The organism is Cohnella hashimotonis (genome assembly GCF_030014955.1).
In the GTDB taxonomy this organism is placed as follows: Bacteria; Bacillota; Bacilli; order Paenibacillales; family Paenibacillaceae; genus Cohnella; species Cohnella hashimotonis.
Genome location: NZ_JAGRPV010000001.1, coordinates 8,183,374 through 8,206,072 on the forward strand (window position 1 = coordinate 8,183,374; position 22,699 = coordinate 8,206,072).

Here is a 22,699-nt window from a genome sequence, read left to right on the forward strand (position 1 = left end):
GGCTCATTTCTGCTACTATTTTGATAGTGTGTGGTTATTACAATCTGCCAGCGGAGGTGTGCGATGCTCCACATCGTAAACGGAGACAGCGTCGGCGACAAGCTTCGGAATGGGAATATTCCCGGAGAGATCCTGGTCTGGAGAGAGGTTTACCCGGTAGGTCCGACGTTTGTAAAAATGGACGAGCCTTACGCCAGAACGGCCAGAGCGTCCTACTTGGAGAGGACCATGGGGATTGCGGCAGACGAATATACGGCAGCCTGCGAGTCTCAGGAGCAGATCCTGCGGGGCTTCCGCCAGTACGATGAAGTCGTGCTGTGGTTCGAGCATGATTTATTCGACCAGCTGATGCTCGGTTATTTACTGCATTGGTTTTCGCAGCAGAAGCTTGGACATACGGCACTGAATCTGCTGTGCATCGGCGCATATCCGGGCATTGAACGGTTCCATGGCCTGGGGCAGCTGACAGTGGAGCAGCTGGAGACGCTGGCGGGCACGTGGCGGAGGATCGGGGAGCGGGAGCTCGAGACGGGCAGGAGGATCTGGGAGGCGTATGCTTCATCGGATATCGGACGGCATGTTGCCATCGTTCAGGAGGACACGTCGGCGCTTCCGTTCGCTCAGGCGGCGTTTGAAATGCACTTATCTCGCCTGCCCTCCGCATTGAACGGGCTCGGCATCGTAGAACGGACTGTTTTGGAGCTTGTCCGGGACGGGACGGATACGCCGCTGGAGCTGTTTAGAGAAATCGGAGACCGATTAAATTTGTTAGGAATGGGCGATCTGGAATTCTGGTATCGGCTCAGGAAAATGGCGGAGCAGCCCGCCGCGCTCATCGAGATCCGGAATCCTCATGCCTTGCCTGGCGATCGCGAGAATGTCGTCGGGTTGACGGAAAGAGGACGGAACGCTGCAGCAGGAGCAGGGAGCGGGCAGTTAACGGGACTGGACGATTGGTACGGCGGTCTGCACCTGCATGACGATCTGACCTGGCGCTGGGACGCCGAGCGGAGGCAGTTAACGACGCAGCATCCATAACGAAAGGGACAATAATGTTTAAAGTCGCCAATCCCGGCCTGGCGGACGTCGTCTACTCGGCGATCGATCCGAAGTAAGCGACGCGCCTGGGCGAATAAGCATTCTAGGAAGGAAGAGAAGCGCCGAATGGCCAAATGGGATAACATGCTGTCCATGCTCTGGATGCTGCGGGACGGCAGGAAGCTCACTGCCGCGCAGATCGCGGACCAGCTGGAGATCAGCATCCGCACCGTGTACCGGTATATCGACGCACTAGGCGCCAGCGGCGTTCCGGTCGTAGCGGAGTCTGGCCATGACGGCGGCATTCGCATTTTGGACAGCTTCAAGGAGACGCCTTTGTTTTTTAATGCCCTGGAGCTGAAGGCGCTTGTGGATGCTTATAAATTCGCGCAGGGCGCCGGCTATCCGTACGCGGAGGAACTGGTGAGCGCGCTGAAGAAGGTGGAGAGCGGGCTGCAGGAAGATCAGCTCCATGAGCTGTCGATCCGTACGGGCGGCCTGGACGTGATCGCTACGGCTCGTCCGCCTTCCGTCGTGGCATGGCTGAGGGATCTGGAGCAAGCGGCGGAGTCCGGGCATACGGTCCGAATCGCCTATCGCAAGGCGAATGCGGAACAGACCGACGTACGGGAGGTCGATCCGTACGGACTGGCCTACGACCGGGGCGAATGGTACGCCGTCGCGTATTGCCGTCGGTCACAGGAGACGCGGACGTTCCGCGTAGACCGCATCGAGAAGCTGGAGCCGACCGAGGCGCGATTCGAAAAGCCGGCGCGCTTCTCCGCGTCCGGCTACTTCCGCGACCAGTCCGAGCAAGCGCGGGATGCGGACGGACCGCTGGCGGTCATCCGCATTGAGGGCGGGCCCGACGCGCTGAACGCAGTGTGCGGCCACTGGCATCTGCGTCACTACTTGACCGAGCGGACCGACCGGGATGCGCTATTTCTGCTGGATATGCCGACGATGAACAAGCATCTTCCCATGTATCTGATGACGTTCGGGACGGAGATCCGCATCAAGGAGCCGGTAGAGCTGAGGCGCAGGGTCCGAGAGCTGGCATCGCGGATCGCCGCGCATTACGAAGACGGCGCCGACTGAATCGCCTGTCTCGTCCTTCAACCTGCCGCGGACCTATCCGCGAGCTGCACGCCTTTCCAGCAAGATTGGATCACCTCGTTCACATGCTCGGACGTCAGTTCGATGATCCCTTGCAGGTGCGCCTTCAGGATGTAGACGAACGACCCGTAATGCATCTGCACCATCATGCCGGGATCCAGCGCGATGAACAGCTTCTGCCGAATCGCTTCCTCGTACAACTGGTTCATAGGTCCGCACCAGCCGCCCACATAGACGGATTTCTTCACGTCGTCGTAGATATAAGGCGAGAAGGAATACTGCTCGATGAATTGAAAGCCTTGCGGATGCTGCTTGCCCAGGTCGACGACCCGCTGCCAGCCTAATTCGAACTTTTCGCGAATCGTCCCCCCTTTCGACAGACCTGCGCGAACATACTCGCCGTTGAAGGTGACGACGGCTTTGTACAGCTCGTTGACGATATCCTCTTTGCTCTGAAAATAATGATAAATATTGCCCGTCGATACGCGCGATTCCTTCGCGATGAGCGCCATCGACGTGGCCTGCAATTCCTTGCGGATAATGATATTAAGCGTCGTCTCCAGGACGGCGCGCTGCACCTTGTTGTACGTCTCGAACATTGGAAATCCCCCATTCCCGATACCAAACGAACGTTCATTCTACATAGCATAAACGGAATGCGATAAGCAGTCAATGCAGCGCCGGATGTGTTCGCCGTTCATTTGCGGCATCGGGGGATGGGGTTAATGTCAGCGCAACTTATTTATAGTTTTCTGCCATCTTCTCCAGGTATTCTTCAATAGGGAGGGCGTTCCGAAGCGCCATCAGACCGTTGCCCGCCGCGCCGACGACGGTACGGAATTTGCTGCTCTCGCCGGTCGCCTGAGCGACGATGGCATCGACGATCGTCTGCGGATCGTCCAGCTGGCCGCTATCGCCGGCCGTGTTCATGACCTGCTCCAGTTTTCCGATCATGTCGTCATAGTCTCTAATATGCTCGTCGCGGTTCCATACGATGCTTTCTTTGAACTTGTTGCCCGCGGAGCCGCCTTGCTCGATCAGCCTCAGCTCAATATTGAACGGCTTCAATTCGTAATAGAGACCCTCGGTCAATCCCTCCAAAGCGAACTTGGACATATTGTAAAGCGAACCTAGCGGAACGGCGGTCGTGATTCCCATGAAGGAGCTGATATTGATGAACATGCCTCCGTTATTCGCTCTGAAATGCGGCAAAAACTTGCGAATGACATTGATCGGGCCCCTCGTATTGACGGCGAACTGCCAATCGATGTCGCTCTCCCGGGCCAATTCCAGCGGACCGTAGGTGCCCATGCCGGCATTGTTGACGACGACGTCGATTCGTCCGAAGGAGGCGATCGCTTGTTCTACGGCCGATCGGACCTGCTCGACGTCGGTCACGTCCAATTTGAAAATCCGGATGTTGTCGTAGGACGTAAGCTCGGTTTCCTTCTCGGGCGTACGCATGGTAGCGGCAACGTTCCAGCCCATTTGCGCAAAACGAATCGCGGTCAGCTTGCCAAGCCCGGAGCTCGTACCGGTAATGAAGACTGTCTTTGTTGTCATGGGAATCCCTCCAAGTATATCGATAGAACGTTCAATCTAATCGGCGCAATCCATTAGATCGAATGTTCATTCTAATCATAGGTTGCGAAAATTTAATTGTCAAGAGATCGATCGTACCCGCTGTAAAGGCGACGATCGGCTATCTTTGCTGACAGGGTTTGTCAGCCGATCGGGTGTAAGATAGGTTCAAGACTGCTGCAGCGGCAACGACCAAGGAAGAAAGGGGAATGAACCATGCGACAACAATCCCACCAGCTCTATGCGTATCACGTTTGGGCGAACGAGCGGCTGTTCGACCATCTGGCGCAGCTTCCGAAGGAGGTATTCCATGCGGAGGTAACGAGCGTGTTCCCGTCCGTCTCGCATACGCTCGGGCATATGTACTTGTTCGAACGGCTCTTTATGTCCGTGCTTGCGGAAGTGCCGAACGACGACATTTTCCCGCGGCTCCAAGGCTGGACGGAGGAGGCGCAGGGCAGATCCGTAGCAGAGATGCGGCGGCTGTTCGCAGACGTCTCCGGCGAGTTCCGCGATTTGCTGCGGCGTACGCCGGACCCGGACAAGGCGATGACGATCGAGCATCCGCAATACGGCCGGCTCGATACGCATTTCTCCGAGATCCTGGGGCATGTGGTCAACCACGGGACGTATCACCGGGGCAACGTGACCGCGATGCTGAGGCAGCAAGGGCATGCCGGCGTACCGACCGACTATATGTTTTATTTGGTGGAGCGGCAGGCATCCGCCAACGACAAAGGCACCCGATGAGGTGCCTTTTTACTTGCCCACATACTTGAACGAGTACATATGCGTCTTGGTGAGGTCGATGACTTCCTGGATAAACGTCTCCTTGGACTCCTTGAATTCATGCCGGATCCAATTGAGCACGAGGCCGTAGAAGCCGTAGGCGGTGTAGCGTTTAAAGTAATCCATGTTGACGGGGATGTTGTTAATGGTCTCGAAAACAAACTGCTCCTGATAGATCTTCAGAATCGTCTGCGGAAATTCCGTCAGCAATCCCGGCAGCGTATCGCTGTATTTAATGAGCTCGAAAAAGTCCCGGTGCTCGTAAATGTAGGCCACGATATTAAAGGAGGGCGCGTTCAGCTTCTCCGTGTACACCTTTTGGCCGGTAACGTAGGGCTGTCCTACGGCGGCCTCCAGTCCCTGAAGCATGGAAGCGAGCAAATCCTCCGCAAGCTCGAATTTATCCTGATAGTGCGCGTAGAACGTACTGCGGTTGTAGGCGGCATGATCGACGATGTCTTTGACGGTGACGGCATGGAAGCCCTTTTCCTTGATGAGCTTGGTCAAGGACGACTTTAAATGCTCATTCGTCCGGTCCCGCCGCGGAGACGTCGCAGTTTTGTCGATATTCAACAATGGAGCTCCTTCCAAAATAGACATTTGCGCGCGATGTGTCTACGAGATAGACACTCGGCGATGTGTTGATGATTGTTCCCTGCGGACAGAATAGTACAATTAAATTGTGAACAAAATAGTCACAATTGGCATGCTGACTGGGACTATTACGACATATTTTACTGGAGGCGTCAGCGATGGGCAAACTGCAAAACAAGGTAGCCGTCATTACCGGGGGAGCGTCCGGAATCGGCGCGGCTACGGCAAAGTTATTCGTTTCCGAGGGAGCCAAGGTGGTCCTCGTCGATTTGAACGAAGAAAAAGGCAAGGCGTTCGAGCGCGAGCTCAAGGCGCTTAACGCCGAGGCGTTGTTCGTTAAAGCCAATATCACAAATGAAGAAGAAGTCGCCCATATTTTCAAACAAACGATCGAAGCTTTCGGCAAGGTTGATGTGGTGTTCAACAACGCCGGCATCGGGCGCGTTCATTCCTCGCACGACTTGGCCTACTCGGAGTGGCGCAACACCGTGAACGTCGACCTGGACGGCGTCTTCCTTGTCGCGCGCGAAGCCGCGAGATGTTGAAGACCGGCGGAGGCGCGATCGTAAACACGGCGTCGATGTACGGCTGGGTCGGCTCTCCCGGTTCGGCCGCCTATAATGCGGCCAAGGGCGGCGTCATCAATCTGACGCGCTCGCTTGCGCTCGAATATGCCGAACAAAACATTCGTATTAACTCATTATGCCCAGGTTTTATCGACACCCCGATCATTCCGGAAGAAAGCAAGCAAGCGCTGGCCCAGCTCACGCCGATGAAGCGTCTCGGCCAAGCCGAGGAGATGGCCAGAGCTGTCCTCTTCATGGCTTGCGACGATTCGTCGTTCATGACCGGCAACAGCTTGACCGTCGACGGCGGCTACACAGCTCAATAAGGAGAGTGCTAACCATGAGTTCATTTAACGATAAAGTCATCCTCATTACGGGCGCGGCAGGCGGCATCGGGAAAGCGACTGCGAAAAAGCTGGCGGACCAAGGCGCAAAGCTCGCTTTAGTAGATTTGAACTTGGAGGCTGTGAACCAGGCAATCTCCGAATTGGGGCTCGACGAATCGCGCGCGATCGCGCTGCAAGCCAACGTGGCGAAGGAAGAAGAGGTCAAGGCGTACGTCGACGCCACGGTCGCGAAGTTCGGCAAGATCGACGGCTTCTTCAATAACGCCGGGATCGAAGGCATTACCGCCAACGTCGAAGACTATCCGACCGAGACGTTCGAGCTGGTGTTCAACGTCAACGTGAAGGGTGCGTTCCTGGGGCTGAAATACGTCGTTCCCGTCATGAAAAAGCAAGGCTACGGCAGCATCGTCAATACGTCCTCGGGTGCGGGCTTGATCGGCTCGCCCGGTTTCGTCGGCTACAACAGCTCGAAGCATGCGGTGATCGGCATGACCAAGGTCGTCGCGCTGGAAGCCGCTCCGCATGGCGTTCGAGTAAATGCCGTGGCCCCGGGAGTTATCAACACCCGCATGATGCGCCAGATCGAGAAAAATACGGTTCCCCAGGACGCCGAGGGCGCAAGAAAAGCGTTCGGCGCCGCGGTGCCGCTGGGCCGATACGGGGAAGCGGAGGAAGTGGCGAGCGTGGCGGTCTTCCTGCTGTCCGACGACGCTTCGTACGTGTCGCAATCGATCTACACGGTGGATGGCGGCCAGATCAGCCAGTAAGGCAAGCAACGACATAAAAAACTCTCCGTGTCCGGAGAGTTTTTTATGTTATCCGTTATAGATTTGCATCCAATTCGCCCCGTCCCGCAGCGGTTCAAAGCCGAACTTGGTATAGAGCCCTTGGGCGTCCTCCGTCACGAGCGCAAAGCGCCTGAGTCCCTGAAGCTTGGGATGATGGACGATCAGCTCCATCATGCGGTTGGACAGTCCCTGGCCGCGATACTCGGCCACGACGAAAACGTCGGACAAATAAGCGAAAGTCGCCAGATCGGAGATGACTCGGGCGAATCCGGCAAGCTGTCCGTCCTTCGACGAATCGTGTGCGCCGACCACGATCGCGGAGTGGGCCACGGCCCTTTGGAAGACGTCGAACGTCAGCTTTTTCGCCCAATACATGTTGTCGCGCAGGTAGCGGTACGCGAAGTCCAGGTCGATCAGCGTCCGGTCCGTCGACAATACGATGCGATCCGTATTTCTTTCGCGCTGGCTCATAGCCACTCACCGTCCTCCGGAATGATCGCTTTATCCAGCAACCGGTCTGCGGTTAGACGGGTCCGCAGCCTGTCGCGCGTGACATGGCAGTGGTTGATGGCATCCATATGAACGGCTGCGACCCGGGTATAGGGCGCATACGCAATGACCTGGCTCACGTCGTCTTCGTCCATCGTGATGGCGTCGCCTACAAGAAATCTCGCCCCGCCTGCATTAACGATGGTCATATCGGGCTTATAAAGATCGAGCGCCTCTTTCACCTCGTCGCACCAGATCGTGTCGCCGGCGATATATAGCGTAGGCTCCCCTTCAGCCTGGAGCACGAAGCCGGACACCGCCCCCATTTTTTCGCCGATCTCGCCTGTCCCGTGCCGACCGTCCGTACGATGGATACGTATGCCCCGGAAGCTCGCCTCGTCTTGGATTGCCGTCGTTCGGGCGAAGCCTGACGACGCGATCGCCTGTCCATCCCCATGCTGGCAAAAGATCCGGGCTGTCTTCGGCAGCGCCTGAATCGCCGCCGCATCCCAGTGGTCGGGATGCAAGTGCGTCACAAGAACGGCATCCGGCTCGAGCCACGCGTCCAATGGGCCAGGCAGCGGGACGAGCGGATTGGGCCGATCGTCGCCGGAATTGGCGATGGGCGGCATAGTCGCCCGGTCGCCGAACATCGGGTCGACCAGAAAATTGGATCCCGCATATTCCAACCACAGGCTCGCATGGCGAATGAGCTGGATTTTCATCGGAATACCTCCTCGGAGATTCATCTGTTATGATGATAGCATTATCGCCTAGGCTTCATATATAGCCGGATGAACGCATTCGGAAGGATTTACTTTCACGCTGAAAGGTGTGGTCTGCCAGTGGCTAACCAAGCGATCGACGATATCGATCTGCGCATTCTTAATGCGCTGTTGAATAACGCGCTCCTCTCCAACAAGGAGATCGGGGAGACGGTCCATCTGACCGGACAGGCGGTCGGCGCGCGCGTGCGCAAGCTGCAGGACCTCGGCGTGATCGAAGGCTACACGCTTCGTTGGAATCCTGCGCTCATCGGCCTGCATGTGCATGCTTTCCTAATCGTATTCATGAACGCCAATTATACGCATCAAGCCTTCCTGGAATTTGTCAGGTCGACCGAAGCCGTGACGGAGGTGCATCGCGTAGGCGGCGAAGGCTGCTACTGGCTCCGTATACGAACAAGCACGGTCGCGGCGCTCAACAAGCTGCTGGAGGACGTGCTGAAGTTCGGCAATTATAAACTGAGCATTTCCATTGAAAAGGTCAAATAGGATAAGTCTTTACGCCGGTTCATACATTCGGATATCATTAATGTATGAATTTCCCAACGAAGGAGGCGTTATTGTGAGTTCATACCTGGTCGACGTTGTGGACAGGAATGAGATTCATCTCGTGGGGCTATCTATCGTGGAGAGTCTGAACAAGGTGATGGAGACGAAGATTGGCGGGCAATTGCGGGAGGAACTAGAGCGCCGCCAATCCGAAGTGGCGAACAGGGTTGGCTCCGGCATGTATCTCATCCAGGTTTATCCGATGGACGGCCATTGGACGCCGGATGTCCCGTACCGGCACATCTTCGCCTACGAGGTCGATTCGCTGGCCCGGATCCCCGCGGATATGGTCAGCTACACGCTGCCCGCCGGCCGGTTCATCAAGGTCGTACATAAAGGGGCGGAATCGCGGATCGGCAAAACGTACGATTTTATCAATGAGACTTATGGCGCAAGACCCATCGACATCGAGTACTGGAGCGACATTCATGCGCTGGAAAACGAGGATAGCCAGATCGATATCTACGTCCCTCGTTAGCGAAGGGATCGAGGAGCTGCTCGGGCAGCTCCTTTTCATTTTTCCTCCGCAGGATGATCCGCCTGAATCAACAGCTTCACCGCGCCGGCGACGGATGCTCTTAAGGCGTTCAGGTCCTTCGCGGCTTCCGGATTAAGCGATGGGCCGAAGGGATTCGTCGACGCCCAGGCGGTAGAGACCGTCATGACGGCCGTTAGCAAAAAGGCCGGCGGGAGCGTCGAGCTTAAGCGGCCGGCGCTTTGCGCTTGGCCGATTTGTCGTATCTTCTCCGTATGGGCATTCTCTCGTTCGGCGGGGTTGTCCGTCTTTTGCTCCAGATTGGCCCACATCAACAGCCGCATGACATCGGGATGCGCCACGGCGAAGTCGAATACGTTGACCGCGAACTCGGGGAGGCGGTCCGGCGAGAACGGGATTTCCTCGAACGCGCGCTCGAGGTTTTTTTGCAGTACGGTCGTAAAGAGCGTTTCTTTGCTTTCAAAATAAACGTAGATCAAGTTTTTGTTGCACCCGGCGGATTTGGCAATGCGATCGACTCTTGCGCCGGCAATTCCATAGGCGGAGAACTCGTCCATCGCGGCGTCCAGAATTCGCTCGCGCGTCGCTTCGGCATTTCTCATCGGTTGCTCATCCTTACTTTGTATTGGCGATACCGCGTCATTTCTGCCTAGTATACCACTTGACTAACCGGTTAGAACATTCTATATTGTAACTAACCGGTTAGTTATAAATAAATCGGAACTCCTAGAAAGAAGGTTATCAACGATGGCACAACGGACTTGGTTGATCACGGGAATCAGCAGCGGTTTCGGCCGGCATATGACCGAGCAGCTGCTGGAGCGGGGCGATCACGTAGCCGGCACGGTGCGCAATCTCCACGCGGCAGACGATCTGAAGGCGGCATACGGCGATCGGTTGTGGATCGCGAATCTGGACGTGACGGATACGCCGGCCGTTCATGCCGTCGTCGACCAGGCTTTCGAGCAGCTAGGTCGCATTGACGTGGTAGTCAGCAATGCCGGCTATGGCCTGATCGGCGCGGCGGAGGAGCTGACCGACGAGCAAATTATCCATCAGATCAATACCAATCTGGTCGGCTCCATCCAGCTGGTGCGCGCAGCGCTGCCGTACTTGCGCGCGCAAGGCGGCGGACGTATCATCCAGCTCTCTACGGTAGGGGGCCAAGCCGCATTCCCGGGAGGCTCCCTGTACCACGCGACGAAGTGGGGGATCGAGGGCTTCGCCGAAGCGGTCATGCAGGAGGTCGCGCCGTTCAACATCGGCGTGACCATCGTGGAGCCGGGCGGGGCGCGCACGAACTTCAGGCACCACAGCTTGAAGCTGGGGCCGCGGATGGAGGCCTACGATATCTCTCCGGCTGCCGGCGCCAGGCGTATCGCTGAAGATAAGACGGCTGTATCCATGGGGGATCCTGCAAAAATGGCCAAGATCATGATCGACAGCGTCGACCAGCATCCGGCGCCGAAGCGGATCGCGCTGGGCAGCGATTCCTACCAGGCGATCCATCGCGCGCTCACCGGCCGACTCGCGGAGCTTGAGGCGCAGCGGGAGCTCGCTTTCTCGACGGATTTTCCGAAAGGGCAGTGACCTTCTAATCGGATTATTCGGGACAATTCCGGTAATGACATGCTATGCTGGATAAAAAAGGCGGAGAGCGCATGACCGAGCGTTACGAGCTGCGTCCCTTGAAGGTACCTGAAGATTATGAAGGATTGGCCGCGCTGTTGAACGTTTTTTTCTCGGAGCCGATATCCGCCGAGCGCCTGAAGGAAGACGATGCGAACCTGTACGAGGTCGGACATACGTATATGGACGACAACGGGCTGCTGGCCGGCTATGACCGCACGCGTTATGTCGTCGCCGATGACGAGCTGATCGTCGGCTATGTCTGGTCGTGGCGGGCGCCTTGGACCGAACCGGGCTATCTCAATAATACCGTCGTCGTGAAAAAAGAATATCGCGGACAAGGCATCGGGGGGCAGCTGCTGCAGCACCTCGTGCAGTGGGGCGAAGGGCTGGGGGCAACCAAGCTCGTAGCCGAGATCTGGGACGACGACCCTGCTGCGCGGCTGTTCGCCGAGCACAGAGGCTTCTCCGTGGACCGGCATGCGTTTCAATCTGTGCTTGAACTGGAGACGGCGAACGATCGAATTATAAATGAAACCGAGTTGTTCGAGCGGCTCGAAGCGGAAGGCATCCGCATCCGGACCTTTGCGGAAGAAGGCGCGACGGAAGAAAACGAAGCGAAGATCTATCAGGTGTACCTGGAGACGCTCGCCGACATTCCGGGATTCATGGGCGAGGTGCCCGACCGGGCGGAGTGGTCGAAGTGGCACCTGCGGGTCGAGGGTTACGCCCCCGAACGGGTATTGCTCGCCGTGGACGTGAAGGACGACCGGTACGTCGCCGTATCGAATATACCTTACAAGGAAGCGACCGGCGGCATGTATCACGAATATACCGGCGTCCGCCGGGAATACCGGGGCCGCAAGATCGCGCAAGCGCTGAAGATCCGCGCCGTTCAACTCGCGAAGCGGCATGGCGCCGTCTACTTGAAGACGGACAACGATTCTTTAAACGGTGCTATCCTCAAAGTGAATCAGAACCTGGGTTATGTGCCGCTGCGGGGCTCCTATCGCATCGCCGGAGACCTTGGGCAAGTCAAGGAAGCGATCGCGAGTCGCGGAAAATAAAAAACGGCTCTTCGGACGGACGCGCGCAAGCGTTCGCCCGAAGAGCCGTCGTTCGTTTGCAGAAGACTTATCCATCGGCCAGCAGTTCGCCGGTCAGCTCCGTCATGCTAGGCGCGGCTTCCCTCCGGTACGAACAATTCGCCGCGCTCGCAAAGCTTGACGAAGGCCGAGACGCAATCGGGATCGAAGTGCGTGCCGCTTCCCTCGACGATGACCTGCAGCGCGCGTTCCTGCGGCCAAGGCTCGCGGTAGGATCTTCGCGACGTCAACGCGTCGTATACGTCCGCGATGGCAAGGATTCGCGCGGGCAGCGAGATCTCCGTGCCCTTCAGCTTGTCCGGATACCCCGTGCCGTCCCACTTCTCGTGATGGTGCCGGATGACGGACAGTTCTTCGCTCATGAATCCGATATATTTGCACATCTCATAACCGGCCACCGGATGCTGTTCGATGACGAGTCGTTCGTTCGCATCCAGCTTGCCCGGCTTATTCAGGATCTCGCCCGGCGTCCGGATCTTGCCGACGTCGTGAATGAGCCCGCCGCGGGCGAGCGCCAGCAGCAGCTCGGGATCGAGCTTCATGGCTTGGGCCAGCTGCACGCCGTACATGGCGACACGGTAGTTGTGGCCCGCGGTATAGGCGTCTTTCGTTTCCGTGGCCGCGATCAACTCTTGCATGCTCCCGGAGATGCTGATGCGCAGCCGGCCTTGCGACGATTGCCGGTCGCCCTGCTGGACGGTCTGCGTCACCGCGACGTTCGACCGATACTGGGCGATAATGCCGTACAGCAGCAGCAGGGCAGATGCGGCGAGGACGACATGGTACAGCCACCAGGCCAAGGTCCACATCATCGTGCTGATCATGAAGCATTCCGTGATCGCGAGCAGCATGGATCCGAATACGATGGCCGCATGCAACGGAAATTGGACGACCCGGAACTGCTGGTAATATCGGACGGCGGCGAAAATAAACAGGAGGACGGTTATCGCCGCCATGACGTAATTCAGCGGTTCGATATCGACCGGAATGAATTCGGAAAGGTCGGGATTCACCAGCGCGGCGACGTTCAACAGGACGATCAGCGTCACCCAGCCGACGACGATGCGCCGCCGATGCTTGGATAGGAGTCGAATAAAAGGTTGGTCCGAAGATAGCGTGGAGAGGAATATCCAGGCCGCGCAGGTCGTCAGCGCGATTTGCGAGGCGACGCCGGCCAGATGGTATTGGTCGTTGACGATGAAGCCCGGCGTGGACAGCGCATGGATCAGAAAAAATCCGTTCAGCGAAAAGATGGCCAGCGCCAGCATAAGTACGTTCATATCCCGCAGCCGGATCCCCGTCCAGCCCAGGACGATCGCACTGACGGCCAACGCCAGGAGCGTGGGTGAGATGACATAGAAGTGGAAACGAGGCAGGTCGTACATGATGTCGTGGCCGGGGAACGAGGCCAGGTACGCAAAAGCCAGGAGAAGAACGACAGACGTTGCAGACATGATGCCGATTAAAACGCGAGGCGAACGTGGCATGATCGTTCCAACCTTCCCAATTTAAGCTAAATTCCTTTGCTTACAGCCCAAATTCGACACAAAGCGTGTTGAATCCTGCCGATTGCATCGTCGTTTAGCGGTTAAATCGGGAAGCGGAATCGCGAGGAACGGAGGTGCCGGGAAGCCGCCGCTCCTTGACTTGCTTCAGCGAGGCGACGATCAGAAAGCTGATGATGACGAGCAGCAGCCAGGAGCTGATCTTGCCCAGCGAGACAAGCTGCCAGGTATCGGATTGATTCGGATATTTCCAGGCGTTGAAGAAGGTGGCGACGTTCTCGGCGATCCAGATGAAGAAGCCGATCAGCGCGAAGGAGAGGACGAGCGGCATCCGGTAGCGGCGCCGACCGACCTGATAGGTGACCCAAGACCTCCGGAATACGATCAGCACGAGAGCCGACAGCCACCAGCGAAGGTCGATCCAATAGTGGTGCGTAAAAAAGTTCAGGTAAATGGAAGCGGCAAGCGGGACTGCGATCCGAAGCGGCGGCCAACCTTCCAGACCGACATTCATGCGCCGCCATGCCTGGCAGAGGTAGCTGGCTACGCTGGCATACATGAAGCCGCTGTAGAGCGGCACGCCGCCGACCTTCGCCCAGCCCTCCCCGGGATAGGCCCAGGACCCCATATGCACCTTGAACAGCTCCAGCGCGAGGCCGATCAGATGGAACACGGTGATGACCTTCAGCTCGTCGCGCGTCTCGAGTCCGGCGAGCAGCATCCAGGCCTGCATGGCCAGGCAGATCAGGAGCAGCCAGTCGTAACGCGGCAGCCAGGGCAGGGGGAATTGCTGCGTCACGGCGAGGGAGACGAAGATCACGACGGGAAATACGCAGGACATCGACTGCACCCAGCCGAAACGCAAGAGCTGCCGCAGCTCGCGGGGAATGCCGACCGTATCGGCTGCTCTCCTCAGACTTAGAAGATTCATTGCCCGCCCTCCTCTTCGTCCGTATATTCAAGAATATCGCCGGGCTGACACTTCAATGCCCTGCAGATCGCCTCCAGCGTCGAGATGCGGATCGCCTTCGCCTTCCCGTTTTTGAGGATGGACAGGTTGGCCATCGTGATCCCGACGCGCTCCGACAGCTCGGTCACGCTCATTTTCCGCTTCGCCAGCATGACATCGATATTGATGACAATCGCCACAAGGTTCACCTCAGATCGTTAATTCGTTTTCCGATTGTATATCGATGGCGTTCTGGAGCAGCTTCTGGAGCACGGCTGCAAAGACGGCGATCACGAAGGAAGCGAACGCAATGACGAAGCCGATGGCCAGAACGCCGGGGGCGTCGACTTTTTGGGCGATCCGGTAGAGGAAAGGCAAGCATGCAATGTACAGGAGACTGATGGCGCACGCGCAATATTTGATGACGTGGAGCGCGCGGACGGACAATGGCGAGAATGCCTTGTTGTCGTCGATATAGCGTAGAAGGCGCATCGCCTGGAACAGCGCGGCATAAAAAGGAATGGCTGAGGCATACATGCCTATGAACAGGGGCAAGTAGGTCGACTTCGGATAATTCGCGGCCGCATCTTTAAAGGTCGAAGGCAGCCCGATGACGCACAAGGCAAGAACCGCGAGTCCAATCAGGAATATAACCGCCCTCAGCATGAGCGTTTTCCGTTTCATTTCCAGCACCCCGCTTAAGTATGGTGAAGTGATCTTAACACGGGATTTATCGATTTACAATAAATTATTTCCGAATAAGGATATGTTTTTGTTGAAAATAAAAATCCCAACCGCAGCGGCGCATGCCGAAGGGTTGGGATTTTAACTGCCGCCGCTCTGTCTTATTCAATTGCGCTTTTCGTCGCTTCATACATCTTTTCCGCGTATTGGTCGATCTCGTCCCGCGACATGCGCAGGCGGCCGACCGAGGTGCCGTAGCCGATCTCCGCCAATCCCGCTTCAAGCCCTTCGAAAATGCCGTCCGCGAAGGCATCGAGCGGTTCGCCTTGGACGTGCAGGCCTGTACCTCCCAGATCCGTATTGACGGCGGGAGGCGCGACTTCGATCACTTCGACGGACGTATCGGACAGTTGAAGCCTGAGACTCATCGTGAAGGAATGGAGCGCCGCCTTGGACGCCGAATAGATCGGGGCGATTGCGAACGGCGTGAAGGCCAAGCCCGATGTCACGTTGATGATCGCCGCGGCTTCTTTGGCCGCAAAAAACGGAGCGAAGAGCATGGAGAGGTGGAACGGCGCCTCGATGTTGGTGGCGATCTCTTGGCTTAGCGCGGCCCAGTCGTTTTTCGCATCCGCCTTCAGCACATTAAAACGCTGTTGGATCCCTGCATTGTTAACCAATACATTGACTTCCGGATAGTTGGCGGCGACCCATTCGAACAAGGCCGCGCGTTCGGACGCGACAGCCAGGTCGCATACGCGCGTGATAAGCTCCGGGTATTTCTCCTTGGCATCCTGCAGCGCTTGCTCGCGTCTGCCGCAGATGATGACCCGATTGCCCGCCTTCAGGAATCGCTCCGCAAAAGCGAGGCCGATGCCGGCGCTTCCGCCGGTAATCAGGATCGTATTTTCTGAAAGTTTCATGCGCGCGCCTCTTCTCTTTATCGTTTTTCTTGAAGCTGCTTCGTGTACCGCTCGATTTTGTAGTCGATTCCTTTTAAGCTCTCTGTCATTAACGCGATCTCTTCCAGCACCGCTTGCTTGTGAAGGTTCATCATCTCGAGCCGGCGCTCGAGCGTGCGCTCCCCCTCTACGATCCAATCCACATACTGCTTGATGCTGCTGATGGGCATATGCGTGTTCTTCAAGCACATGACGGTGCCGAGAAGCGTCATCTGATCTTCCGAGAACATCCGCCTCCCGGCCGGATCGCGTTCGACTAACGGAAGAAGTCCCTTTTTTTCGTAATAACGGATCGTGGAGTCCGGAATATCGAGCTCGGCCGATACTTCGCTGATGGAACGGTATTTCATTCGGAGGCCTCCAAATGGAATTCAATAGGTCGACAACAATAGGATACGACTTGAACCATGGTTTAAGTCAACAGGAAGACAGACGGACGTTTGTTGCGGGCATTCCGATGGGATACACTATACGAAAAGCATAAAACACGCGACGGAGGTCGAATCGGTGTCGACATTAGGTACGAAGGAAAATCCGTGGAAACTTAAGACGCCGCCGCAAACGTCGGAATACGAGATGTACAAGGACGAGAAGGACGGCAAAGAGATTCTCGTCTGCACGGTAGGCAAGACGGTGCTGCATTATAATTATCGCTGTCTGGCCGACCTGCAGGCGATGCTGCGCCAGCACGGCGACTGGATGGAGCTGGGCAGCGCGGATGAGCAGAAGCCTGCGAAGGAAGGAACCGTAGAGGCGTGGGCCAGATCGGCGGACAACCCGATCGGCGGTTGGTATGGGCTGAAGAAGGGTTTTCGGGGGCGCTTCGGCATGTACATCCCGCCGCTGATGGAGGAGCTGGGCCTCGCGGAAGTTGAGCATCAGCCGAGGAACAATCGGATGAAGGCGATTTAGAACATCGACAGGCCTGGAATTAAAGACGCGGAAGGGAAGTCGCGGCATGGACGCCAATCAACTGATCGCGCTATGGAATCATGCCGACTGCAAAGTCGTGGACGTTCGCCGTACCACGATCGGAGCGGGCGAATCTATCTACGGCTACCGCGTGCCCTCCAGTCTGTTTCTGATTTCGGTTCGCGGCGAAGCCGAGGCCCATGTCGGCGGTGAAGTTCACCGCATGCAGCGTGTCACCGTGCTTCATGCGGGCAAGGGCGCCGTGCTCGACATCGTCGCGGGCAGCGCGGGACTGGATTACTATAGCGTTTATTACAAGGCCGTCATAAGTGCCGCGATCTCTTCCGAGCTAGCCGCGTCCTTAGAGGAGGGGCGGCCTCATGACAGATCCTACAGCGTAGCGCCGGACAATCCGGCTGCGTTGCACCGGATCGCGGGCGATATGTTCAGGGACTGGGGGAAACGGCAGCCATTAGCACGTTTGCGCGTCCGGACCCTGCTCTACCAGTTCGCGCACGAGCTGCTGCAGCAGATGTCGGAGCATGGCCAACGCTCGGCCAAGCGCGATCTGGCTTCCCGGGTCGCGGCCATCATTCATGAACATTATGCGGATACGATCACGCTCGAATCGCTGTCGGAGAGCCTGAACTATAGCGTTCCCCATTTATCGTCTTACTTTAAGCTGCGGACGGGACTCAGCCCGATCGACTACTTGATCAAGGTTCGCATTGAAAAGGCAGCGGCGCTGCTGCGAGAGACGGATGCGTCGCTGAAGGAGATCGCGGCGGGCGTCGGCTACCAAGATCCGGGCTATCTGGGCAGGCTGTTCAAAAAGTACAAGGGCGTTTCCCCCATAAGTTTTAGAGAGGCGCATGCCGAAGAGAAGAAACGAGCAGATCGTCCTGCCATAACCATGGGATCCTCCATTGCCCCCTCCGATCCGTTTCCATATACTGATTCTGATGATAACGATTATCAGTATCAAAGTGGCGGAGAGGGAGATATCATGTTTAAACAGGGAAAGCCAATGCTGGCATCGGCACTTCTGTTCAGTCTCATGCTGTTGCTCAGCGCATGCGGCTCGAACGGCGCGGCGACGGAGACGGCCGCTTCGCAGCCCGGTCCGAGCGAGACGCCGGCGGCTTCGGCAGAGCCGCAGACTAAAAAAATTCAAACGGTCAACGGCGAGGTGGAAATCCCCGCTCATCCGCAGCGAATCGTGGCAGGCGAGTATCTGGGAAGCCTGATCGCGCTGGGCATTACGCCGGTCGGCACGTCCGATCATCATATTAAAAACCCTTACTTTCAGGAATATTTGAAAGACGTCGAAAATATCGGGGACGGCAACGGCAACGCGGAGAAGATATTGGCGATGAAGCCGGACCTGATCATCATGGACGACTTCTATCCGGAGGTAAACGAGCAGCTGGCCAAAATCGCGCCTACTGTCGTCATCCCCTACGCTTCACTAAAGACAGTGCACGAAGAGGTCGCTTATTTCGGCGAGCTGCTGGGCGAAAAGGAAAAGGCCGACGCCTGGCTCGCGGACTACGACAGCCGTATCGCGAGCGCCAAAGCGCGCGTGTTGAAGGCCGTACCCGCGGACAGCACGTTTTCGGTCATCGAATTCAATCAAAAAGAGCTGATGGCCGTGGGAACCGATTACGGGAAGGGCGGACAACCGATCTACAACGGATTCGGGTTCAAGCCTCCCGCGGCGGTCGCCGCCGAGATGGCCGATCCGGGCTGGGCTGCTTTCTCTGCCGAGGTATTGCCAAAATACGCGGGAGACTATATCGTTCTGACCTCCGATTCGAAGACGCTGGACGATATCAAGGCGGACCCGATCTGGGGCTCGCTGCCGGCCGTCAAGAACAATCGTGTATTTCTGTGGACCAGCGCCCGCTCAGGCTACTGGGACCCGATCGCGATTCTGAGCCAGACGGAAGAGTTGGCCGACTGGTTGATAAGCCTGTGAAGGGCGGCAGAATTGATAGTCGAAAATAAAAATGAGAATGAGAAGCCGACCCAAAAGTCATATCGTTGACATGGGAAGGCTTCTTCGTTTTTTGCGGTAGACAACGGCCTTCTTTTCCTCCGATTTGTTATACTTAGGCAAATGCAGGGGCTGAATGCGGACGGAGAATTTTTTTTCGGATATGTAGAAATCGCGCAAGCCGAAACGACAAGATGACGTAACTAAAATTCAACGATTTATAGGAGGCCTATCGTATGAATTACACGTTAATGTTTTATGAATCGCAGGAGGACTTCGCCGCCAGAACGGATCCGGAACGCCAAGAAGCTTATTTGGCAGGCTGGACGCACTATGTGCATGCGCTGCGGGAAGCGGGCATCGTCGTGTTCGGCTCCGGACTTTATGCGCCGGAGACGGCCGCTACCGTGAAGCGCCGCGGCGGAGATATGGTCGTGCAGGACGGACCTTTTCCCGAGACGAAGGAGCAGCTCGGCGGGATCTTCGTGATCGACGTGCCGGATATGGACGCCGCGTTGGAATGGGCGGCCCGGGGGCCGGTCGATACGGTGGAGGTCAGGCAGAACATTCCTGCGCTGAAGTAGCCGCGGATGGAGTCGCATCGAATCGTCGAACAGACGGCGCGCGAGGCATACGGCCGGCTGCTCTCCTATCTGACGGTCCATTGGCGCAATCCGCAGGACGTGGAGGATGCGCTCGGAGATGCCTTTCTGTCGGCGCTGGAAGCTTGGCCTATGACGGGCATTCCCGATAAGCCCGAGGCTTGGCTGCTGACGATCGCCCGCAGGCGGCTGATCGACCGCGCCCGCCGCAGCCGCGTATCCGCCGAGGCGCTGCCGACGCTGCTGGCCATGGCCGAGGATGCTCGGCTTCTGAATGCGTCCGGCGCCGAGCTGCCGGACGAAAGGCTTGCCATGATGCTGCTGTGCGCGCACCCGGCGATCGATCCCGCGATGCGCACGCCGCTCATGCTGCAGACGGTGCTGGGGTTGGATGCAGCCCGTATCGCGTCTGCGTTTATCGTCAAGCCCGCGACGATGAGCCAGCGGCTGACCCGGGTGCGGGCTAAGATTCGCGCCGAGCGCCTCACGTTCGAATCGGCGGATGCGATGGATACGGCAGAAATTACGGCGCGCCTTGACTCCGTCCTGGAGGCGGTCTACGCCGTTTATGGGACCGGATGGGGCGAGGCGGCCGGCAATGAAGCGACTGGCGGGGGCCTGGCGGGAGGCGGATTGGCCAAGGAAGCGGTCGAGCTTGGCAGGCTGCTGCTCCGGTTCGTACCCGGCGAGCCGGAGGCGTACGGCCTGCTTGCGCTGATGCTGCATTGCGAGGCCCGCCGCGAGGCGCGGCATGATGGGGAAGGCAATTATGTTCCGCTCGCCGAGCAGGATTGCGCAAGATGGGACCGGGGCATGATTGCGGAGGCGGAACGCTTGTTGCATGCGGCCTCGCAGGCCGGCCGAATCGGGCGGTATCAACTCATGGCCGCGATTCAATCGGTGCATGCGCAGCGTCTATGGACGGGACGTACGGAGTGGGACGCGCTTGCGCAATTGTATGAGGGACTCGTCCGCATGCAGCCTACGCTGGGCGCCTGCGTGAGCCGTGCCGCGGCGGTCGCGGAGGCCTATGGCGCGGATCGGGGGATGGACTTGCTGGCGTCTATCCCGGCTGAGAACGTTGTGAGCTATCAGCCGTACTGGGCGCTGGCGGGACATTTGTACAAGCGGATGCACAGGCATGACGAGGCGCGTTCCGCCTATGGCCGGGCGATCGGACTTAGCGCGGACGGTTCGGTCCGGCGGTTTTTAAGCAGGCAGTTAGCGGAGCTGAGCAAGCTTCCATAAAACAGGACCCTTAAGAAAGACACCGGAAGCCAGGTGTCTCTTAAGGGTCCTGTTTCGTGCGATCGTTCTCGTTTGAGCGATCGTTCGCGTGTATAATGGCGTTGACGATATCATTCCTTGCGAGAGTTGGGAGTTAGCCATGGAGCCATTTTACGGAAAAGACAAGCCGCTTCCGGAGGCGCTTAGAATCGTTTTCCTGGGAGACAGCATTACCGACGACGGTACTTATATCGCCTTTTTGGATGCCTACTTTCGCCGGCACGCCCCGGCTTCCTCTATCGAGCTGATCAGCCTGGGCGTCAGCAGCGAGACGGCTTCGGGATTAAGCGAGCCCTTCCACCCGTTCCCGCGGCCGTGCGTGCACGACCGGTTGGCGCGCGCGCTCGCCGAGACGCAGCCCGACTGGGTGGTCGTCTGCTACGGCATGAACGACGGCATCTACCATCCGCTGTCGGAGGAGCGCTTCCGCGCCTATCGAGACGGCCTTCTTCGGTTGCTCGGGCAGATCCGGCAGGCAGGCGCCAAGGCGATCGCCATGACGCCGCCGCCGTTCGATCCCGCATCGCTGCCGGACGGCGCGAAGCGGCTGCTGCCCGAAGGCCTGCCGGAGTCGGCATACAGTTACGAGACGCCTTTCGCCGATTACGAGCGCGTGCTGAAGCGCTACGCGGACTGGGTGCTGTCGCTCGGCGACGAGGCCGCGGACGCGACGGTGAGCATCCACGAAGAGCTGCTGGCGCACATCGCGGCCGAGCGGGCAGCCGATCCGGCCTACTTGTCCGGAGACGGCATCCATCCGTTCGCGCCGGGTCATGCCGTGATGGCGCAATCGCTCTTGCGCACGCTGTTCGGCGTCGAACCGGAGCGTGCGCGGGCGTTCGCAGCGTCGATGGACGGCTCGGCATACTTCGAGCTGGTCCTGCAGCGTCACCGGCTGATGAGCGCAGCCTGGAAAGAGCATGTGGGGCACACGAACCCGAACAAAGCAGAAGGGGCGCTGCCCCTGGCGGAGGCGAGAGTCGAAGCGCAAGCGCTGGAAGCGCGCATTCGGGAGCTGGCGGCAGATTCCAGTGCTTCGTCTACTTTGTAGCATCCGTTTTTGCGTCCAGGTAGGTGCCGAAAGAGGCGTCCGTCGGCGTTACTTTGACCGGTAGCGAGCTTATGCGCCGGAAGTGGCATCCCTCGGCGTTACTTTGGCCGGTTGGCGTGCCCATGTGCCGAAAGAGGCGTTGGTCAGCGTTACTTTGGCCAGTTAGCGGGCTGATGTGCCGGAAGTGGCATCCCTCGGCGTTACTTTGGCCGGTTGGCGTGCCCATGTGCCGGAAGTGGCATCCCTCGGCGTTACTTTGGCCTGTTAGCGGGCTCATGTGCCGAAAGAGGCGTCCACCAGCGTTACTTTGGCCTGTTAGCTAGCCCATGTGCCGGAAGTGGCATCCGTCGGCGTTACTTTGACCGGTAGCTAGCTCATGCGCCGGAAGTGGGCATCCCTCGGCGTTACTTTGGCCGGTTGGCGTGCCCATGTGCCGAAAGAGGCGTCCGTTGGCGTTACTTTGACCGGTAGCTAGCTCATGTGCCGAAATAGGCATCCGTCAGCGTTACTTTGACCCGTTAGCGAGCCCGACCTTCAGTCTTCCGACACGCTCATCGCCGCGAGCAGATCCTCCCGCAGCGGCGTGAACGTGTCGAACAGCGTGGCGGGCGTCAGCGCCCGGACGCCGTGAAGCGCATTGGAGGGGATATACACGGTATCCCCCTCCGAGACGCGGTGCTCGGCGTCGCCGATCCGGAAGACCAGCTCGCCCTTCGCGACGTACGTCAGCTGCTCATGCGGATGCGCATGAACCGTGCCTTCGGCGCCGGCTTCGAACGCCACGAGCATCCCCATAATGGCTGTGCCCGCGGCTACAATCTTGCGCCGCACGCCGGGTTCGGCGGGTTGCCATTCTTCGTTTCGTTTCATAGGCCGCC

The 22,699-nt window shown here is 58.0% G+C and carries 26 protein-coding genes and 1 pseudogene; 14 read left to right on the forward strand and 13 right to left on the reverse strand.

The features are described 5' to 3' along the window. Nucleotides 1–63 precede the first annotated feature (63 nt). Nucleotides 64–1,038 carry a DUF1835 domain-containing protein gene (locus KB449_RS32740; protein ID WP_282912350.1) on the forward strand — a complete coding sequence of 325 codons (975 nt, stop codon included), beginning with the start codon at nt 64–66 and terminating at the stop codon, nt 1,036–1,038. A gap of 126 nt (nt 1,039–1,164) precedes the next feature. Next, the gene (locus KB449_RS32745; RefSeq protein WP_282912351.1) at nt 1,165–2,136 is read left to right on the forward strand and encodes a helix-turn-helix transcriptional regulator; all 972 of its coding nucleotides are present in this window, start codon (nt 1,165–1,167) and stop codon (nt 2,134–2,136) included. A 17-nt stretch (nt 2,137–2,153) separates the two neighbouring features. Here the strand turns inward: KB449_RS32745 and KB449_RS32750 are convergent, their stop codons facing one another. Next, nucleotides 2,154–2,753 carry a TetR/AcrR family transcriptional regulator gene (locus KB449_RS32750; RefSeq protein ID WP_282912352.1) on the reverse strand — a complete coding sequence of 200 codons (600 nt, stop codon included), beginning with the start codon at nt 2,751–2,753 and terminating at the stop codon, nt 2,154–2,156. 139 nt (nt 2,754–2,892) lie between these two features. After that, entirely contained in the window at nt 2,893–3,717 is an 825-nt protein-coding gene (locus KB449_RS32755) for an SDR family oxidoreductase (RefSeq protein WP_282912353.1), read from the reverse strand. A gap of 234 nt (nt 3,718–3,951) precedes the next feature. Here KB449_RS32755 and KB449_RS32760 point away from each other — a divergent pair, with 234 nt between their 5' ends. Continuing rightward, nucleotides 3,952–4,485 carry a DinB family protein gene (locus KB449_RS32760; protein WP_282912354.1) on the forward strand — a complete coding sequence of 178 codons (534 nt, stop codon included), beginning with the start codon at nt 3,952–3,954 and terminating at the stop codon, nt 4,483–4,485. Between the two features lie 9 nt (nt 4,486–4,494). Here KB449_RS32760 and KB449_RS32765 read toward each other — a convergent pair whose 3' ends face one another. Next, the gene (locus KB449_RS32765) at nt 4,495–5,091 is read right to left on the reverse strand and encodes a TetR/AcrR family transcriptional regulator (protein WP_434082571.1); all 597 of its coding nucleotides are present in this window, start codon (nt 5,089–5,091) and stop codon (nt 4,495–4,497) included. Between the two features lie 185 nt (nt 5,092–5,276). Between KB449_RS32765 and KB449_RS32770 the strand changes: the two are divergent. Beyond that, nucleotides 5,277–6,010, forward strand: a pseudogene (locus KB449_RS32770) (SDR family NAD(P)-dependent oxidoreductase). A 14-nt stretch (nt 6,011–6,024) separates the two neighbouring features. Continuing rightward, nucleotides 6,025–6,798, forward strand: a complete 774-nt coding sequence (locus tag KB449_RS32775; protein ID WP_282912356.1) for an SDR family NAD(P)-dependent oxidoreductase — start codon at nt 6,025–6,027, stop codon at nt 6,796–6,798. 48 nt (nt 6,799–6,846) lie between these two features. Here KB449_RS32775 and KB449_RS32780 read toward each other — a convergent pair whose 3' ends face one another. Next, nucleotides 6,847–7,290, reverse strand: a complete 444-nt coding sequence (locus KB449_RS32780; protein ID WP_282912357.1) for a GNAT family N-acetyltransferase — start codon at nt 7,288–7,290, stop codon at nt 6,847–6,849. Then, a complete protein-coding gene (locus KB449_RS32785; RefSeq protein WP_282912358.1) occupies nt 7,287–8,033 on the reverse strand; it encodes an MBL fold metallo-hydrolase in 747 nt (248 codons plus the stop codon). The genes KB449_RS32780 and KB449_RS32785 overlap by 4 nt, the downstream gene beginning before the upstream one ends. Before the next feature lie 114 nt (nt 8,034–8,147). Here KB449_RS32785 and KB449_RS32790 point away from each other — a divergent pair, with 114 nt between their 5' ends. Together KB449_RS32790 and KB449_RS32795 are read left to right on the forward strand one after the other, a co-directional pair. Then, nucleotides 8,148–8,582: an Lrp/AsnC family transcriptional regulator gene (locus tag KB449_RS32790; RefSeq protein WP_282912965.1), complete on the forward strand. Its 435-nt coding sequence runs from the start codon at nt 8,148–8,150 to the stop codon at nt 8,580–8,582. Nucleotides 8,583–8,655: 73 nt separating this feature from the next. Next, nucleotides 8,656–9,120: a GyrI-like domain-containing protein gene (locus KB449_RS32795; protein WP_282912359.1), complete on the forward strand. Its 465-nt coding sequence runs from the start codon at nt 8,656–8,658 to the stop codon at nt 9,118–9,120. A 35-nt stretch (nt 9,121–9,155) separates the two neighbouring features. Here the strand turns inward: KB449_RS32795 and KB449_RS32800 are convergent, their stop codons facing one another. Further along, nucleotides 9,156–9,740, reverse strand: coding sequence for a TetR/AcrR family transcriptional regulator (locus KB449_RS32800; RefSeq protein ID WP_282912360.1), 585 nt, complete (start codon nt 9,738–9,740; stop codon nt 9,156–9,158). Between the two features lie 145 nt (nt 9,741–9,885). Here KB449_RS32800 and KB449_RS32805 point away from each other — a divergent pair, with 145 nt between their 5' ends. Further along, nucleotides 9,886–10,728 (forward strand): SDR family oxidoreductase, encoded by an 843-nt coding sequence (locus KB449_RS32805; RefSeq protein ID WP_282912361.1) that lies wholly within the window; start codon nt 9,886–9,888, stop codon nt 10,726–10,728. Between the two features lie 71 nt (nt 10,729–10,799). Continuing rightward, nucleotides 10,800–11,834 carry a GNAT family N-acetyltransferase gene (locus KB449_RS32810; protein WP_282912362.1) on the forward strand — a complete coding sequence of 345 codons (1,035 nt, stop codon included), beginning with the start codon at nt 10,800–10,802 and terminating at the stop codon, nt 11,832–11,834. Between the two features lie 107 nt (nt 11,835–11,941). Here KB449_RS32810 and KB449_RS32815 read toward each other — a convergent pair whose 3' ends face one another. The 6 genes from KB449_RS32815 to KB449_RS32840 all read right to left on the reverse strand — a co-directional run bounded on the left by KB449_RS32815 (nt 11,942) and on the right by KB449_RS32840 (nt 16,323). After that, nucleotides 11,942–13,360 (reverse strand): HD-GYP domain-containing protein, encoded by a 1,419-nt coding sequence (locus tag KB449_RS32815; protein WP_282912363.1) that lies wholly within the window; start codon nt 13,358–13,360, stop codon nt 11,942–11,944. A gap of 94 nt (nt 13,361–13,454) precedes the next feature. Next, a complete protein-coding gene (locus tag KB449_RS32820; protein ID WP_282912364.1) occupies nt 13,455–14,309 on the reverse strand; it encodes a DUF817 domain-containing protein in 855 nt (284 codons plus the stop codon). Beyond that, a complete protein-coding gene (locus KB449_RS32825; protein ID WP_282912365.1) occupies nt 14,306–14,527 on the reverse strand; it encodes a helix-turn-helix domain-containing protein in 222 nt (73 codons plus the stop codon). The genes KB449_RS32820 and KB449_RS32825 overlap by 4 nt, the downstream gene beginning before the upstream one ends. A 10-nt stretch (nt 14,528–14,537) precedes the next feature. Continuing rightward, on the reverse strand, nt 14,538–15,011 hold the full coding sequence (locus KB449_RS32830; protein WP_282912366.1) for a DUF2975 domain-containing protein: 474 nt from the start codon (nt 15,009–15,011) through the stop codon (nt 14,538–14,540). A 161-nt stretch (nt 15,012–15,172) separates the two neighbouring features. Next, nucleotides 15,173–15,934: an SDR family oxidoreductase gene (locus KB449_RS32835; RefSeq protein ID WP_282912367.1), complete on the reverse strand. Its 762-nt coding sequence runs from the start codon at nt 15,932–15,934 to the stop codon at nt 15,173–15,175. A gap of 17 nt (nt 15,935–15,951) precedes the next feature. Beyond that, nucleotides 15,952–16,323, reverse strand: coding sequence for a MerR family transcriptional regulator (locus tag KB449_RS32840; RefSeq protein WP_282912368.1), 372 nt, complete (start codon nt 16,321–16,323; stop codon nt 15,952–15,954). Nucleotides 16,324–16,480: 157 nt separating this feature from the next. Here KB449_RS32840 and KB449_RS32845 point away from each other — a divergent pair, with 157 nt between their 5' ends. The 5 genes from KB449_RS32845 to KB449_RS32865 all read left to right on the forward strand — a co-directional run bounded on the left by KB449_RS32845 (nt 16,481) and on the right by KB449_RS32865 (nt 21,821). Further along, nucleotides 16,481–16,885 carry a DUF6855 family protein gene (locus KB449_RS32845; RefSeq protein WP_282912369.1) on the forward strand — a complete coding sequence of 135 codons (405 nt, stop codon included), beginning with the start codon at nt 16,481–16,483 and terminating at the stop codon, nt 16,883–16,885. Between the two features lie 46 nt (nt 16,886–16,931). After that, nucleotides 16,932–18,863 (forward strand): AraC family transcriptional regulator, encoded by a 1,932-nt coding sequence (locus KB449_RS32850; protein ID WP_282912370.1) that lies wholly within the window; start codon nt 16,932–16,934, stop codon nt 18,861–18,863. Nucleotides 18,864–19,117: 254 nt separating this feature from the next. Next, nucleotides 19,118–19,465, forward strand: a complete 348-nt coding sequence (locus KB449_RS32855; RefSeq protein WP_282912371.1) for a YciI family protein — start codon at nt 19,118–19,120, stop codon at nt 19,463–19,465. 6 nt (nt 19,466–19,471) lie between these two features. Beyond that, a complete protein-coding gene (locus KB449_RS32860) occupies nt 19,472–20,731 on the forward strand; it encodes an RNA polymerase sigma factor (protein WP_282912372.1) in 1,260 nt (419 codons plus the stop codon). Nucleotides 20,732–20,870: 139 nt separating this feature from the next. Beyond that, nucleotides 20,871–21,821, forward strand: coding sequence for an SGNH/GDSL hydrolase family protein (locus KB449_RS32865; protein WP_282912373.1), 951 nt, complete (start codon nt 20,871–20,873; stop codon nt 21,819–21,821). A gap of 534 nt (nt 21,822–22,355) precedes the next feature. On the opposite strand, the gene KB449_RS32870 is transcribed toward KB449_RS32865, so the two are convergent. After that, nucleotides 22,356–22,691 carry a cupin domain-containing protein gene (locus KB449_RS32870; protein ID WP_282912374.1) on the reverse strand — a complete coding sequence of 112 codons (336 nt, stop codon included), beginning with the start codon at nt 22,689–22,691 and terminating at the stop codon, nt 22,356–22,358. Nucleotides 22,692–22,699: the final 8 nt, after the last annotated feature.